The organism is Janibacter terrae NBRC 107853 (genome assembly GCF_001591405.1).
GTDB classification, from domain to species: domain Bacteria; phylum Actinomycetota; class Actinomycetes; order Actinomycetales; family Dermatophilaceae; genus Janibacter; species Janibacter terrae.
The window spans coordinates 120,096-135,628 of record NZ_BCUV01000006.1; the positions used below are offsets into that span (position 1 = coordinate 120,096).

General features: G+C 72.1%; 12 protein-coding genes. 8 read left to right on the forward strand and 4 right to left on the reverse strand.

The annotated features are described in order from the left end of the window. The first annotated feature begins 37 nt into the window (after positions 1-37). Both JT1_RS05885 and msrB read left to right on the forward strand, forming a co-directional pair. Positions 38-2,458, forward strand: coding sequence for a DUF8508 domain-containing protein (locus tag JT1_RS05885; protein ID WP_068324585.1), 2,421 nt, complete (start codon positions 38-40; stop codon positions 2,456-2,458). An 85-nt stretch (positions 2,459-2,543) separates the two neighbouring features. Then, entirely contained in the window at positions 2,544-2,969 is a 426-nt protein-coding gene (gene msrB, locus JT1_RS05890; protein WP_068325408.1) for a peptide-methionine (R)-S-oxide reductase MsrB, read from the forward strand. 102 nt (positions 2,970-3,071) lie between these two features. Here the strand turns inward: msrB and JT1_RS05895 are convergent, their stop codons facing one another. The 3 genes from JT1_RS05895 to hemG all read right to left on the reverse strand — a co-directional run bounded on the left by JT1_RS05895 (position 3,072) and on the right by hemG (position 6,320). After that, entirely contained in the window at positions 3,072-3,983 is a 912-nt protein-coding gene (locus JT1_RS05895; protein WP_068324588.1) for a hypothetical protein, read from the reverse strand. Positions 3,984-4,188: 205 nt separating this feature from the next. Beyond that, the gene (hemQ, locus tag JT1_RS05900; RefSeq protein ID WP_068324591.1) at positions 4,189-4,908 is read right to left on the reverse strand and encodes a hydrogen peroxide-dependent heme synthase; all 720 of its coding nucleotides are present in this window, start codon (positions 4,906-4,908) and stop codon (positions 4,189-4,191) included. Continuing rightward, positions 4,905-6,320: a protoporphyrinogen oxidase gene (hemG, locus tag JT1_RS05905; protein ID WP_068324594.1), complete on the reverse strand. Its 1,416-nt coding sequence runs from the start codon at positions 6,318-6,320 to the stop codon at positions 4,905-4,907. The genes hemQ and hemG overlap by 4 nt, the downstream gene beginning before the upstream one ends. A 108-nt stretch (positions 6,321-6,428) precedes the next feature. Here hemG and JT1_RS05910 point away from each other — a divergent pair, with 108 nt between their 5' ends. Further along, the gene (locus JT1_RS05910) at positions 6,429-7,328 is read left to right on the forward strand and encodes a DUF4349 domain-containing protein (protein ID WP_169701876.1); all 900 of its coding nucleotides are present in this window, start codon (positions 6,429-6,431) and stop codon (positions 7,326-7,328) included. On the opposite strand, the gene hemE is transcribed toward JT1_RS05910, so the two are convergent. Further along, on the reverse strand, positions 7,315-8,358 hold the full coding sequence (gene hemE, locus JT1_RS05915) for a uroporphyrinogen decarboxylase (RefSeq protein WP_169701877.1): 1,044 nt from the start codon (positions 8,356-8,358) through the stop codon (positions 7,315-7,317). The genes JT1_RS05910 and hemE overlap by 14 nt on opposite strands. A gap of 110 nt (positions 8,359-8,468) precedes the next feature. Here hemE and JT1_RS18655 point away from each other — a divergent pair, with 110 nt between their 5' ends. From JT1_RS18655 to JT1_RS05940, 5 genes are all read left to right on the forward strand, one after another. Next, on the forward strand, positions 8,469-9,050 hold the full coding sequence (locus JT1_RS18655) for a DUF3000 domain-containing protein (RefSeq protein ID WP_068325413.1): 582 nt from the start codon (positions 8,469-8,471) through the stop codon (positions 9,048-9,050). Then, positions 9,047-10,279: an HRDC domain-containing protein gene (locus JT1_RS05925; RefSeq protein ID WP_068324600.1), complete on the forward strand. Its 1,233-nt coding sequence runs from the start codon at positions 9,047-9,049 to the stop codon at positions 10,277-10,279. The genes JT1_RS18655 and JT1_RS05925 overlap by 4 nt, the downstream gene beginning before the upstream one ends. 223 nt (positions 10,280-10,502) lie before the next feature. Next, on the forward strand, positions 10,503-11,720 hold the full coding sequence (locus JT1_RS05930; protein ID WP_068324603.1) for a thiolase family protein: 1,218 nt from the start codon (positions 10,503-10,505) through the stop codon (positions 11,718-11,720). Beyond that, complete coding sequence (locus tag JT1_RS05935) at positions 11,717-13,789, forward strand: 3-hydroxyacyl-CoA dehydrogenase NAD-binding domain-containing protein (RefSeq protein ID WP_068324606.1); 2,073 nt, start codon at positions 11,717-11,719, stop codon at positions 13,787-13,789. Before JT1_RS05930 ends, JT1_RS05935 begins: the two co-directional genes overlap by 4 nt. Positions 13,790-13,913: 124 nt before the next feature. Beyond that, positions 13,914-15,455, forward strand: a complete 1,542-nt coding sequence (locus tag JT1_RS05940; RefSeq protein WP_068324609.1) for a UDP-N-acetylglucosamine 1-carboxyvinyltransferase — start codon at positions 13,914-13,916, stop codon at positions 15,453-15,455. Positions 15,456-15,533 lie beyond the last annotated feature (78 nt).

The following is a 15,533-nucleotide window of genomic DNA, read 5'->3' on the forward strand; positions in this document are numbered from 1 at the left end:
GGGGGCCACACCCCATCCCTCCCAGGAGCCCGCCCAGATGCCCTCTCGTCGACGCCGCGCCCTCGCGGCCCTGACCCTCGCCCCCTTCGCCCTCACCGGGCTGGCCGTCGTCGCGCCGAGCGCGTCCGCCGCCTCGCCCGACCTCGTGGTCTCCGAGGCCTACGGGGGCGGGGGCAACTCCGGCGCCACCCACAGAAGCGACTTCGTCGAGCTCGCCAACCGCGCGCAGAGCGACGTCGACCTCACCGGCTGGACGCTGCGCTACTACTCGGCGAGCGGCACCACCGCGCAGACCACGCCCTTGTCGGGCACGGTCGTCGCCGGCGGGCGCTACCTCGTCAAGCAGGCCGACGGGGCCAACCAGAGCGGCACCGCGCTGCCGCTGCCGACGGCGGACGCCACGGGCACCGTCGCGATGTCCTCCTCCGGTGCGCGCGTCGAGGTCGTGGGGCCCGACGGGCAGGTCGTGGACCGCCTCGGCTGGGGCGGGGCCAGCCCGGCCGAGGGCGCCTCCGCGGACGCGACGAACAACGCGACCTCGGTCGCGCGCCGGGACATCTGCACGGACACGGACAACAACGCGGCCGACTTCGTCGTCGGTGCACCGACCCCGCAGAGCTCCAGCACGGCTCCGGTGGTCTGCGAGCCCGACGACGGCGGCGAGCCGCCGGTCGACGAGCCGGAGACCATCGCGCGGATCCAGGGCAGCCACCACCTCAGCGAGCTCGACGGCACCGCCGTCAACGAGGTGGAGGGAGTCGTCACGGCGGTCTCGCGCAACGGGTTCTGGATGCAGAGCACCACGCCGGACGACGACGCCGCGACCTCTGAGGGCATCCTCACCTACACCCGCTCCGCCCCGTCGGTGGCCGTCGGGGACACGGTGAGCGTCGACGGCTTCGTCGACGAGTTCCGTCCCGGGGGCTCGGGTGGCTGGGACAACCTGACGACCACCGAGATCGTCTCCCCCGCGGTCACCGTCACCGGCCGAGGTGAGGTCCCTGTCCCCGTCGTGCTCGGCGAGGACCGCACCGCACCGCAGCAGACGGTCGACGCCGAGGACCCCAAGAGCGTCGAGTACGACGACGCGGACTTCCGCCCCGACCGCGACGCCATCGACTTCTACGAGTCGATGGAGGGCATGCAGGTCGGCGTCCGCGACGCCCAGGTCGTCGGCCCGACGGGCTACGAGATCCCGGTCGTCCCCGGCTCCGGCGTCGACGCGACCCGCACCGAGGCGGGCGGCGTCCTGTACTCCGGCTACGACCACCCCAACGCGATGCGCGTCCTCGTCGACGACGCCCTGCTGCCCGCGGGATCGCTCCCGGACGCCGACGTGCGCGACACCCTCCCCGGTCTCGTCGCCGGACCGCTCGACTACTCCTTCGCCAACGTCAAGCTGCTGGCGACGCAGGTCCCGACGGTCGCCGACGGCGGCCTCGAGCGCGAGGTCGCGCCGCAGCAGCACGACCGCGAGCTGTCCGTCGCCGCGTTCAACGTCGAGAACCTCGCGCCGCAGAACCCGCAGGACAAGTTCGACCGGCTCGCCGGGCAGGTCGTCGACAACCTGCGCAGCCCCGACGTCATCGCGATGGAGGAGGTCCAGGACGCGAGCGGCCCGGCCGACGACGGCACCGTCGACTCGACGGCGACCACGGACAAGCTCATCGCGGCCATCGAGGCGCAGGGTGGCCCGACCTACGAGGCGCACTGGGTCGACCCCCAGGACAAGGCCGACGGCGGCCAGCCCGGCGGCAACATCCGCAACGTCCTGCTGCACCGCACCGACCGCGACATCGACTTCGTCCAGCGCAGCAGGGGTGCGGCCGACCACGCCACGAGCGTCGGCACGGACAAGAAGGGCGCCTACCTCACCGAGTCCCCCGGCCGCATCGCGCCGTCCTCGCCCGCCTTCGACGGCAGCCGCAAGCCGCTCATCGCCGAGTACCGGTACCGCGGCGAGCGCGTCTTCGTCGCCGCCGTGCACTTCAGCTCGAAGGGGGGCGACGACCCGCTCTTCGGTCGCTGGCAGCAGCCGGTGCGCTCGAGCGAGGACGACCGCCACGCGCAGGCCCGTGAGGTCCGCGCGCTGACCGACGACCTGCTCGCCGCCGACCCGGACGCGAAGCTCGTCGTCGCCGGTGACGTCAACGACTTCGAGTTCAGCGAGACCACGGACATCCTCGAGGGCTCGGGCCCGACGGCGATGACCGACCTGCCGCGGACGCTGCCCGAGCACGAGCAGTGGACCTATGTCTACGAGGGCAACAGCCAGGTGCTCGACCACATCCTGCTCTCGCCGGCGCTCGCGACGCTCGACGGCAGCGGCAGCGGCAGCGGCACGGGCCGGGGCACGCGCCCCGCGTTCACGTACGACATCGTGCACACCAACTCCCCCTTCGCCGACCAGGACAGCGACCACGACCCGCAGGTCGTGCACCTGGACCTCAAGAGGTGACCGGGCGCGACGTGGCCCCCGGAAGTTCTGCGGGGGCCACGTCGTTGCATGATGGACGCACCCAGCCAGAAGGAGCCTTCGCATGATGGAGCCCACCGACCGCGACTACGCGGTCACCAAGACCGACGAGCAGTGGCGGGCCGAGCTCAGCCCCGACGAGTTCTCCGTGCTGCGCGCAGCGGGGACCGAGCGGCCCTTCACCGGTGAGTACACCGACACCCAGACGGAGGGCGTCTACGCCTGCCGTGCCTGCGGCAGCGAGCTCTTCGCCTCCGACACCAAGTTCGAGAGCCACTGCGGCTGGCCCTCCTTCTACTCCCCCCTCGCCGGGGACCGGGTGGAGTACATCCAGGACGACTCCCTGCCCGGCCGCCCCCGCATCGAGGTCCGCTGCGCCAGTTGCGGCAGCCACATGGGTCACGTCTTCGAGGGAGAGGGGTACGACACCCCCACCGACCAGCGCTACTGCATCAACTCGATCTCGATGACGCTGCGGCCCGCTCAGGGCTGAGCGAACGCCTCACCCGCCTCAGGATTCTCGGGTCACCCGATAAACCTCGCCTTCGCAAGGGTTTCTAACTCTTGCGAAGGCGAGGTTTCTCTTGCCCAGCGCTCACGCGACCCGGGCGAGCGCTTCCATGACGGCACGGATGATCCGTTCCGGGTGGAACAGATCGGCCCAGACCACGCGGATGACGATGTAGCCACGGGCGCGGATGCGGTCCTCACGCTTCTTCTCCCTGAAGAGGGCGTCCGGCCCGCCGTCGCTGTACTTGACCTTGCCGTCGAACTCGAGGAGCACGGGAGTGTCCTCGATGCCCAGGTCGACGCGGGCGAACACCACCCCGTCGCGATCGGCGATGGGCAGCTGGGAGACCACCCGGAAGCCGGCCCCGAGGAGGATCGCCCGCGTCACGCTCTCCCCCAGCGACTCCGCGTCACCGTCGGACCACGCCAACGCGCACCGGGCCCGTCCGGCGTGCGGCCACCCGGACACCCGCTCGAACGCCGTCTGCAGCTGCTGCACGTCGACCCTCTGCGCGTTCAGGGCTGCGTCGATCGAGGCCACCCCCGGCAGGACCCCGTGGTCCAGACAGATCTGGATGAGCGCCGTCGCCGTGTCGGTAGCCGGTCCCCAGGGCGTGTCCAGGGGTGTGTCACGCAGGGGGCGTAGCCGGATGTGTCGGGTACTCGCCTCCCGCTGGATCGGGCGTGCCAGGTCGGCAGGCACGACGGGCACCTCGAAGAGCGGGATCCCGTGGGCGGCCGCCGCGGTGACACCGACGAGGACCGCGTCTGGGTACATTCGCAGGGCCGCCCGGGCGAGCAGGCGACGTTCCTCCCCCTTCGTCCGTGCCCCGGGTGAGGTGTACGCGCCACGACAGAGGCGACGGATGACTCCGCGGCGCACGCCCGCGATCAGCACCTCGTCGCGCAGGCCGACGCCCAGCGCCTCCTGCCGCGTGAAGATGCCGTCGGGCAGTGTCAGCAGCTGCGCGAAGGGGGTCTCGGTGACGTCGATCATGGGCTCACCCTGATGTCGCCGACCAGGACCTGACCGGCCGGTCTTCGGGCTGGGGACAGTCGCCGCTCGCAGTGCCCGGATGTGGATCGAGCGACGCAGCTGTGCCTCAGCAAGAGAAACCTCGCCTTCGCAAGAGTTTCAAACTCTTGCGAAGGCGAGGTTTATCGGGTGACCCGAGAATCCTGGGGCAGGTGGGGCGCCCCCCTCAGCGCAAGCCACCCACCAGCGCCGAGACGCTCACCCGCGGGCCGGTGAAGAAGGGGATCTCCTCGCGCACGTGCAGGCGGGCCTTGGAGGCGCGCAGCTCGCGCATCAGGTCGACGATGCGGTGCAGCTCGTCGGCCTCGAAGGCAAGGATCCACTCGTAGTCGCCGAGGGCGAAGGCGGGGATGGTGTTGGCACGCACGTCCGGGAAGTCCTTGGCCATCGCGCCGTGCTCGGCGAGCATGAAGCGGCGGTCCTTGTCGTCGAGGACGTACCAGTCGTAGGAGCGCACGAAGGGGTAGACGCACACGTAGTCGCGCGGCTCCTCGCCGGCCATGAAGGCCGGGACGTGGCTGCGGTTGAACTCGGCCTGGCGGTGCACGGCCGCGTTGGACCACACCGGCTCGAGGTGGGCGCCGAGCTCGGTGCGCAGCAGCCGCTTGTACGCGTCCTGGAGCAGCTCGATCTCGTCGGCGTGCCACCAGACCAGCAGGTCGGCGTCGGCGCGCAGGCCACCCACGTCGTAGACGCCGCGGATGCGCACGCCGCCGTCGGTCACCTCGGCGAAGAGGGCCTCGACCTCCTGCACGAGCGCATCCCGGTCGGTGTCGCCGAGCGGGGTGGTGAGCGCGAAGGCGGAGAACATCGCGTAGTGGATGCTGCTGTTGATCGCCTCGAGCTGCTCGCGGGTGGGCTTCTCGGGTGCGGGCCGGGTGGTCATGCGGACTCCTGTCGGGTGGTGGACGAAGGGGGCAGTGCGTCGAGGACCGTGGTGGCGGTCGCGGCTGCGCCGGCGAGGACGGCGCCGATGCCGACGCCGTCGTAGGCGGCACCGGCGACCTCGAGCCCGGGCAGGGCGGCGACGGCGGCGCGCACTGCGGCGACCCGGTCAGTGTGCCCGAGGTCGTACTGCGGCAGCCCGCCGCCCCAGCGCTGCACGTGGACGTCGACGGGCTCGGGCAGGGGTGCGCCGACGGCCGCGCCGATCTCGGTCAGGGCGATCGCGGTCAGCTCGTCGTCGTCGCGCTGCAGCGCGGCGACGTCGCCGGCCCGGCCGGCTGAGGCGCGCAGGAGGAGGACGTCCTCGCTCGCCTCGCCGACCCATGCCCACTTGGTCGCGGCGAAGGTGCTGGCCTTGATGGTGCGCCCGTCGACGGCCGGCACGAGGAACCCGCTCCCCGGCAGGTCGGGGGCGCCGGCGCGCGGCAGCGCGAAGGTCATGACCGCCATCGACGCGTACTCGATCCCTGCGAGCGCAGCGGCGGCTGCCGGGGCGTGGTCGGTGAGCAGGCGGGCCGTCGGGGCGGCCGGCACGGCGAGGACGACGGCGTCGGCGTCATGGACCACGGGGGCCTTGGTCGCGCCGGCGACGACCTGCCAGCCGGTGCTCGTGCGGCGGATGCGGCGCACGAGGGCACCGCTGTCGATCCGCCCACCGGCGTCGGTGACGCTGCGTGCCAGGGCGTCCGCGAGCGTGCCGATGCCCCCGACGAGTCCCATCACGCGCGGGCGCGGGGGTGCGTCGGCGGGTGGGAGCAGCGACGCGACGGCCTCGGGCATCGCCAGCCCCTCACTCATCGCGGCCCACAGCACCGGCATGGTCGCGCGCAGGGAGAGCCGGTCGACCCGGCCGGCGTAGACGCCCCCGAGGAGCGGCTCGACGACCCGGTCGACGACCGCCCGGCCGTACACGGCGCCCACGGACGCGGCGACGCTCACGTCGTCGGCGTCGAGGACGAAGGGAGCCGGTCGCGCGGCGCGGGCGACCTCCCCTTCGTCGAGCAGGCCGGCGAGATCCGTCTCCGGGCCGGGGACGCCGAGGAAGCTGCGGCCGGGCACGGCGTGCCGCGCGCCACGCGACCAGATGGCGGCGGGGACGGGCTCGGGGTGCACGACCCGGTCGGCGAGACCGAGGTCGGCGAAGAGGGCGCGCGCGGCGGCGCTCGAGGCCACGACCGACTCGGCACCGACGTCGACGAGCACTCCCCCGACCTCCGCCCGACGGACCTTGCCGCCGGGGCGGTCGCCCCCGTCGAGGAGGGTGAGCTCGAGGTCGGGTCGCGCCCACAGGAGGTGGTGGGCCGTGGCCAGCCCGGCGAGGCCCCCACCGACGACGACGACACGCGAACCCATGCCCCGAGTCTCCCACCCGCGCAGATGGAACCGATCGGTGCCCTCGTCGCGTCTGAGGCACGAGACGGTCGGGACCGCCCGACCGCGCCAGCAGCAGGGGGCAGCACGATGAGGACCACGCAGACGAGGACCTGGGCGGCACTCGTGGCGGCGGGCGGGATCGCCCTCGCCGGCTGCAGCGCCGGCGGCTCCGAGGGCGGCGACGCCGTCGGGCCGGAGAGTGGGGCGAGCGCGGCGTCGGACTCCGCAGCCGGGTCGGGCGAGGCCGCGAAGGACGTCAGGAACGCCGGCAGCTACAAGGCCCCGAGCAACGCCCACGTCGCGCGGACGGCCCGCATGTCGATCACCGTCGAGGACGTCGAGCAGGCCAGCGCCAAGGTGCGTTCGGCGGCGAGCGAGGTCGAGGGCTACGTCTCGTCCGAGGACTCGCGGGCCGCGACCGACGAAGGGGGCCGCGCCTGGGCCGAGATCACCGTCACCGTGCCCGTCGCCGAGCTGGACGCGACGATGACGACGCTCGCCGACGTCGGCCACGTCACGCAGCGCACGAGCACGGCCGAGGACCTCAGCTCGCAGTACACGGACACGTCCTCGCGGGTGCGGACCCTCACGCGGTCGGTCGAGCGCCTGCGCAAGCTCATCGCCTCCACCGAGGACCTGAGCCAGATCGTCACGCTCGAGGACGAGCTGTCCACGCGCGAGGCGGACCTCGAGTCGATGGTCAGCCAGCGCACGGCCCTGGAGCGGCGGACGACGACGGCCCCCGTGACGGTGAGCCTGTCGACCGAGCCGCCTCCTGCGGACGGACCGGCCGAGGACGAGACCGGCTTCGGCGCCGGCCTGCAGGACGGCTGGCGGGCCTTCACCTCGGCGCTCGAGGTGGGCGCGACCGTGCTGGGCGCGGTGACCCCCTTCGCCGTGACCGGCCTGGTGCTCGGCGGCCCGCTCGTGTGGTGGCTGCGTCGCCGCGCCCGCCGGCCGGGACTGACGGGGACTACCGCGCGCTGACGTCGTGCACGAGCTCGACGACGCGGGTGAGGACCACCGGGTCGGTGTCGGGCAGGACCCCGTGGCCGAGGTTGAAGATGTGACCGGGTGCGGCGCGGCCCTCCTGCAGGATGCGCCGCACCTCGCGCTCGACGACCTCCCAGGGGGCGAAGAGCAGCGCCGGGTCGAGGTTGCCCTGGACCGGGTGGGTGCTGCCGACCCGCTCGATGGCCTCGGCGAGGTTGACGCGGTAGTCGACACCGATGACCTCGGTCCCGGCGCCGGCCATGTCGGGGAGCAGCTCACCGGTCCCCACGCCGAAGTGGATGCGCGGCACACCCGAGTCGGCGAGGGCGGCGAGCGTGGCGCGGCTGTGCGGTAGGACGTACCTGCGGTAGTCGGCCTTGGACAAGAACCCGGCCCAGCTGTCGAAGAGCTGGATCGCGCTGGCGCCGGCCTCGACCTGCACCTGGAGGAAGGCGGTCGAGATCTGGGTCAGGCGCTCGCACAGGTCGTTCCACAGCTGCGGGTCCCCGTGCATGAGCGACTTGGTCAGCTCGTGGTTCTTGCTCGGCCCGCCCTCGATCAGGTACGAGGCGAGGGTGAAGGGCGCCCCGGCGAAACCGATGAGCGGCGTCGGACCGAGCTCGAGGACGATCCGCCGGACGGACTCGGTGATGTCCGGGATCATCTCCGGCGTCAGCTCGGGGATGCGGTCGAGGTCGGCGCGGGACTCGAAGGGCTGGTCGAGTACCGGCCCGACCCCCGGCTCGATGTCGATGGCGATGCCCGTGGCCTCGAGCGGCACGACGATGTCGGAGAAGAAGATCGCCGCGTCGACACGGTGCCGGCGGACCGGCTGCAGGGTGATCTCGGTGACGAGGTCGGGGGTGCGGCAGGCCTGAAGCATGTCCGTCCCGCGACGGATCTCCCGGTACTCGGGCAGCGACCGCCCGGCCTGGCGCATGAACCACACCGGCGTGTGGGGCACGGACTCGCCACGCGCCGCGCGGACGAGGGGGCTGTCGGAGGGCGAGGCAGTGGTGGTCACGCTCGCATCCTCCCACGGTGACCGCAGGACGAAGGGGGGTCTCCCCCTTCGTCGCCGCCCCTCGGCGTGCCCTCCCGCGCGAACGGCCCCGCGCGACCTAGTCTCACGAGGTGGCCACCCGAGAGATCTCCGACGCACCGTCGCCGGACTTCGCCCGCGCACTGCGGAGCCTGCACGAGACCCGCCTGCGCCCCGAGGTCCGCCTCACCGAGGTGCCCGCGCCGACCCGGCTCGCCCCCGACGCCGTCGCGATGACCGCCGACATCGTCGACTCCGAGGACGGCGAGGACCTCGCGACCGGACGCTTCGTCCTGCTGCACGACCCGGCGGAGCCCGAGCCCTGGGGCGGTCCGTGGCGGGTCGTGACCTTCGCCCGGGCCGAGCTCGAGGCCGAGGTCGCCGGTGACCCGATGCTCGGTGCCGTCGGCTGGTCCTGGCTCACCGACGCGCTCGAGGCGCACGGGGTCGGCGACGCCAACCTCGCGGGCACCGTCACGCACGTCGTGTCGGAGTCCTTCGGCGACCTGGAGGACCGGGAGGTCGGCGTCGAGATGGAGATCCGTGCGTCGTGGAGTCCCGCCGACGCCTCCGTCGGCACCCACCTGCTCGCCTGGATCGACATGCTCGCCACCGTCGGGGGCCTGCCGCCCCTGCCGCCCGGAGTGGTGGCCCTCCCGGGGCGGCGTCGTTGAGCCAGCCGCCCGCACCGGACGGGAGCTCCGCCGAGGAGGCCCCGCTCCCCGTCCTCACCGCCCCCGCCGACGGGGTGCCGCCGGTCATCACCTCCGAGTCCGAGCTCGACGACTGCGCAGCGGCGATCGCCTCGGGCACCGGCCCGGTGGCCCTCGACGCCGAGCGCGCCTCCGGCTACCGCTACGGCCAGAGCGCCTACCTCGTCCAGGTGCGCCGTGACGGCGCCGGCACCTGGCTCATCGACCCGGTGACGCTGCCCGACCTCGACCCCCTCGACCGGGCCATCGGCACCGGCGAGTGGATCCTGCACGCGGCCACCCAGGACCTGCCCTGCCTGCAGGACCTCGGCCTGTCGCCCCGCCAGATCTTCGACACCGAGCTCGGCGCCCGGCTCCTCGGGCTGCCCCGGGTGGGCCTGTCCGCCGTCATCGAGCACTACCTCGGGATCAGCCTGGCCAAGGAGCACTCGGCCGTCGACTGGTCGACGCGTCCGCTGCCCGAGCCGTGGCTGCGCTACGCCGCCCTCGACGTCGAGGTCCTCACCGAGCTGCGCAACCTCATGGGGATCGACCTGGCCGCGCAGGGCAAGAGTGAGTGGGCTCGCCAGGAGTTCGAGGCGCTGCTCGCCTGGCGGCCGGCCGTCAAGGAGGACCCGTGGCGCCGCACCTCGGGTCTGCACAAGATCCGTCAGCCCCGGGTCCTCGCGACCGTGCGCGAGCTCTGGTACGAGCGTGACCGCATCGCCCGGGACCGCGACACCTCTCCCGGCCGCGTCATCCCCGACACCTCCCTCGTCGACATCGCGCTGGCCAACCCGCAGTCCGCGAGCGACCTGCCACGGGGCCACCGCGCGATCCAGCGCAGCCAGCGCGCCTGGCTCGACGCGGTCCAGCGCGCCCGCAACCTCGGCGACGACGAGCTGCCCGCACCCTCGCTGAAGTCGGACGGCCCCCCACCGCAACGCTCGTGGGCCAACCGTGACCCGATCGCGGCCGAGCGGCTGACGACGACGCGCGAGAGCCTCGGCGCCTTCGCCGAGGAGCACACGATCCCGATCGAGAACGTCTGCTCGCCCGACCCGCTCCGCCGGGTCATCTGGTCGCCGCCTGCCGAGCGCAGTCCCGAGGCCTTCGCCTCCGCGCTCGCCGACCTCGGCGTGCGCCCCTGGCAGCGCGAGATCGTCGCGCCGATGATCGCCGACGCCTTCGCCGCCCACCCCGACGCCTGACCTGCGCGTCTGGTGCGACCGTCCCTTCGAGACGGTTGCTGCGCAACCTCCTCAGGGAACGTGTCTGCCCGGTTGCTGCCTCAGGAGGACGTGTCTGCCCGGCCGCTCCCTCCAGGACGTGGCTGTCTGCCCGCCTGTGGGACGCGTCACTGCACGAGCTGATGGCAGATAAGCAAGCGCTTAGTAGCCTGAGGCCACCTGCACCACGACAGAGAGGCCAACCGTGCCCCGCACTTCTCGTGAGGTCGTCTTCGTCGACGGCGTCCGCACACCGTTCGGCAAGGCCGGGGACAAGGGCATGTACGCCCAGACCCGCGCCGACGACCTCGTCATCAACTGCATCCGAGAGCTCATGCGGCGCCACCCGCAGCTGCCGCCCGAGCGCGTGGAGGAGGTCGCGATCGCCGCGACCACCCAGATCGGGGACCAGGGCCTCACCCTCGGTCGCATGGCCGCGCTGCTGTCGGGCCTGCCCACCACGACCCCCGGTTACTCGATCGACCGCATGTGCGCGGGCGCGATGACCGCGGTGACCAATGTCGCTGGCGCGATCTCCTTCGGGTCCATCGACATCGCCGTGGCCGGGGGCGTCGAGCACATGGGCCGTCACCCCATGGGCGAGGGCGTCGACCCCAACCCGCGTGTCGTCGCCGAGAAGCTCGTCGACCCGTCCGCCCTCGTCATGGGCAAGACGGCCGAGAACCTGCACGACCGCTACCCGAGCCTCACCAAGGAGCGCTCGGACAAGTTCGCCGTCAACAGCCAGCGCAAGCTCGCCCGGGCCTACGAGGACGGCAGGATCCAGCCCGACCTCGTGCCGACCGCGACCCGCAACGCAGACAAGGGCTGGGGCCTGGCCACGACGGACGAGCCCCCGCGCCCCCAGACGACGCTCGAGTCGCTCGCCGGTCTCAAGACCCCCTTCCGCCCCCACGGCAACGTGACCGCGGGCAACGCCGCCGGGCTCAACGACGGCGCGACCGCGTGCCTCCTCGCCGCGGAGGACGCGGCCCACGAGCTGGGTCTGCCGATCGGCATGCGCCTCGTCGAGTTCGCCTTCGTCGGCGTCGAGCCGGAGGTCATGGGGTACGGCCCCGTCCCCGCCGCGGAGAAGGCCCTGGCCAAGGCCGGCCTGGGCATCGACGACATCGGCCTCTTCGAGCTCAACGAGGCCTTCGCCGTGCAGGTGCTCGCCTTCCTCGAGCACTTCGGCATCGACGACGACTCCGACAAGGTCAACCGCTACGGCGGCGCGATCGCGACCGGTCACCCGCTCGCCTCCTCCGGCGTGCGCCTGATGACCCAGCTCGCCCGGCAGTTCACGGAGGACCCGAGCGTCCGCTACGGCATGACCGCCATGTGCATCGGCATCGGCATGGGCGGCGCCGTCATCTGGGAGAACCCGCACCACGCCGACTACGGCAAGGAGGACCGAGCATGAGCCCCACCACCCCCGAGGTCGTCACCCGGGCCCTCGTCCAGGACGTCCAGCTCCCCGCCGACGGCGGCACGCTGGCCCTGATCACCCTGGACAACGGCCACGACCACACCAGGCCCAACACCTTCGGTCCCGAGGGCCTGGCCGGCCTGTCAGCCGTCGTCGAGACCCTGCAGCAGCGTGCGGAGGCGGGCGAGATCGTCGCGGTCGCCGTCACCGGCAAGCCCTTCGTCTTCGCCGTCGGTGCCGACCTCTCCGGCGTCCCGGGTGTCGCCACCCGCGAGCAGGCCCTCGAGATCGCCCGCGCCGGCCACGCCGCCTATGCGGCCGTCATGGACCTGCCGGTGCCGACCTTCGCCTTCGTCAACGGGGCCGCGATGGGTGGCGGCGTCGAGCTGTCGCTCGCCTGCGACTACCGCACCATGAGCAGGGCCGTGCCCGCGATCGCCCTGCCGGAGGTCTTCCTCGGGCTCGTGCCGGGCTGGGGCGGCTGCTACCTCCTCCCCCGCCTCGTCGGACCGGAGAAGGCGCTGCGGGTCATCATCGAGAACCCGCTGAGCACCAACCGGATGCTGAGCGGCCCGGCGGCCGCCTCTCTCGGCCTGGCCGACGTCCTCCTCGACGGCGCCGACTTCCTCGAGCAGTCGATCATCTGGACGGCCGGGGTCCTCTCCGGGGAGACGACGGTCGAGCGCGAGCCGGTCAGCGACGACGCCGCCGTGTGGGAGGCCGCTGCCGCGGCCGCCACCCAGCTCGCCGACGCGAAGACCGCGGGGAAGTCCCCTTCGCCCTACCGTGCCATCGAGCTCGTCACCGCCGCCCGCACGGCCGGACGCGACGCCGCCTTCGCCGCCGAGGACGAGGCCCTGGCCGACCTCCTCATGGGCGACGAGCTGCGCGCCGGCCTGTACTCCTTCGACCTCGTGCAGAAGCGCGCCAAGCGTCCTGCCGGCGCCCCGGACAAGGCCCTCGCCCGTCCCGTCGGCAAGGTCGGCATCGTGGGCGCCGGCCTGATGGCCAGCCAGCTGGCGCTGCTCTTCATCCGCTCGCTCAAGGTGCCGGTCGTCATGACCGACCTCGACCAGGCGCGTGTCGACAAGGGCGTCGCGTACGTCCACGCCGAGATCGACACGTCCCTGACCAAGGGCAGGATCACGCAGGACAAGGCCAACCAGCTCAAGGCGCTCATCACCGGCTCCACGAGCAAGGACGGGTTCGCCGACGCGGACTTCGTCATCGAGGCCGTCTTCGAGGAGATGGGCGTCAAGCAGCAGGTCTGGGCCGAGGTCGAGCAGATCGTCACGCCCGAGTGCGTGCTCGCGTCCAACACCTCGTCGCTGTCCATCACCGAGATGGCGTCGCGGCTGCGGCACCCGGAGCGGGTCGTCGGCTTCCACTTCTTCAACCCGGTCGCGGTCATGCCGCTGCTCGAGATCATCCCGGGCGAGCGGACGGACGACGCGGCGCTCGCGACGGCCTTCGCCACCGGCAAGGGCCTGAAGAAGACGTGCATCCTCGTCAAGGACTCGCCGTCCTTCATCGCCAACCGCCTGCTCGGCCGGTTCATGGGCGAGTTCAGCCGGATCGTCGACGAGGGCACCCCCGTCGAGGTCGCGAACGAAGGCATCGCGGGCCTGGCCCCGATGCCCCCGCAGGTCCTCGTCGGCCTCGTCGGGCCGGCGATCGCGCTGCACAACAGCCAGACGCTCCACCGCGAGCTCGGCGAGCGGTTCTACGTCTCGCCGAACCTCAGGGCGATCGTCGAGGCGGGCAAGCGTGGCTACGACGACGACGGCGTGGCGGAGCTGCTCACGGCCCCCGCCTCCCCGGTCGAGCTGACCTCCCAGCAGGTGCGCGAGCGCGTCCTCGGCGTCCTCGCCGAAGAGGTCCGCACGATGCTCGACGACGGTGTCGCCCAGGCCCCGATGGACATCGACCTGGCGATGATCACCGGCGCCGGGTTCCAGTTCTGGAACGGCGGCCTCACCCCGCTCCTCGACCGTGAGGGCGTCTCGGAGCAGGTCACCGGCCAGCGTTTCCTGCCCCGCGGCGCTGCCAGCGTCCCGGCCTGAGGCGCGGGCTCAGCAAGCGTCTCGAAGGGGGGTCCCGCCGCTGGGCGGGACCTCCCCCTTCGTCACGACACGCACGGGATTCCAGGATCTGCTTCTATCTCATATATGGGTTACGGTTGAGCGCATGTCTGATGACTACCTGGCCCGTATCGGCACCACCATCAAGGAGGCGCGTCACCGCGCCGGCCTCTCCCAAGCGGACCTCGCGGTGAAGCTGGAGACCAGCCAGAGCGCGGTCGCCCGCATCGAGGCGGGCGGTCAGAACCTGACGCTCGACAACCTCGCCCGGATCAGCGAGACGCTCGACACCGAGCTCGTCGCCCTGACCCGCACCCCGACCAGTGGCGCGGTCCACCTGAAGATCGAGGGGGGACGTCGCCTCTCCGGAGCGATCGACGTCAAGACGAGCAAGAACGCCGCCGTCGCCCTGCTCTGCGCGTCGCTGCTCAACAAGGGCACGACGACCCTGCGCAACCTGGCCCGCATCGAGGAGGTCAACCGGATCCTCGAGGTCCTCGACTCCATCGGGGTCAAGACCCGCTGGCTCCCCGACAGCTCCGACCTCGAGATCACCCCTCCGGCGCGGATCAACCTCGACGCCATGGACGAGGAGGCCGCACGGCGCACCCGCACGGTGATCATGTTCCTCGGCCCGCTGCTGCACGAGTTCGACAGCTTCCGGCTGCCCTACGCCGGCGGCTGCGACCTCGGCACCCGCACCGTCGAGCCGCACATGACCTCGCTGACCCACTTCGGCCTCGACGTGACCGCCACGCAGGGCTGGTACGAGGCGAAGGTCACCGACCAGGACGCCACCGACACGACGATCATCCTCACCGAGCGCGGCGACACCGTCACGGAGAACGCGCTCATGGCTGCCGCCCGTCACCCGGGTCGCACGACGATCCGCAACGCCTCGCCCAACTACATGGTCCAGGACCTGTGCTTCTTCCTCGAGAAGCTCGGTGTCCAGGTCAAGGGCATCGGCACCACGACCCTGGAGGTCATCGGGCTCACCGAGATCGACGTCGACGTCGAGTACGCACCGAGCGAGGACCCGATCGAGGCCATGAGCCTGATCGCCGCCGCGGTCGTCACCAAGTCCGAGATCACGATCCGCCGCTCCCCCATCGAGTTCCTCGAGATCGAGCTGGCGACCCTCGCCGGCATGGGCATGAAGTACTCCCTCTCGCAGGAGTACCTCGCCGACAACGGCCGCACCCGCCTCGTCGACATCACCACCCACCCCGGGCCGCTCAAGGCGCCGATCGACAAGATCCACCCGATGCCCTTCCCCGGTCTGAACATCGACAACCTGCCCTTCTTCGCCCTCATCGCCGCCTGCGCCGAGGGCACGACGACGATCCACGACTGGGTGTACGACAACCGGGCGATCTACCTCACCGAGCTCAACAAGATCGGCGGCAAGGTCACCCTCATGGACCCGCACCGCGTGCTCGTCGAGGGCCCCAACCGGTGGCGCGCGAACGAGGTCACCTGCCCGCCGGCGCTGCGTCCCGGCGTCGTCGTGCTGCTCGCGATGCTCGCCGCGCCGGGCACGTCCTACCTGCGCAACGTCTACGTCATCAACCGCGGCTACGAGGACCTGGCCGAGCGCCTCAACGCGCTCGGGGCCAGCGTGCAGCCCTTCCGCGACATCGGCTGACGTTCCCGCGCACGACGAAGGGGGAGGCCCCACCGGATCACCGGTGGGGCCTCCCCCTTCGAGACGCTTGCTGAGCAA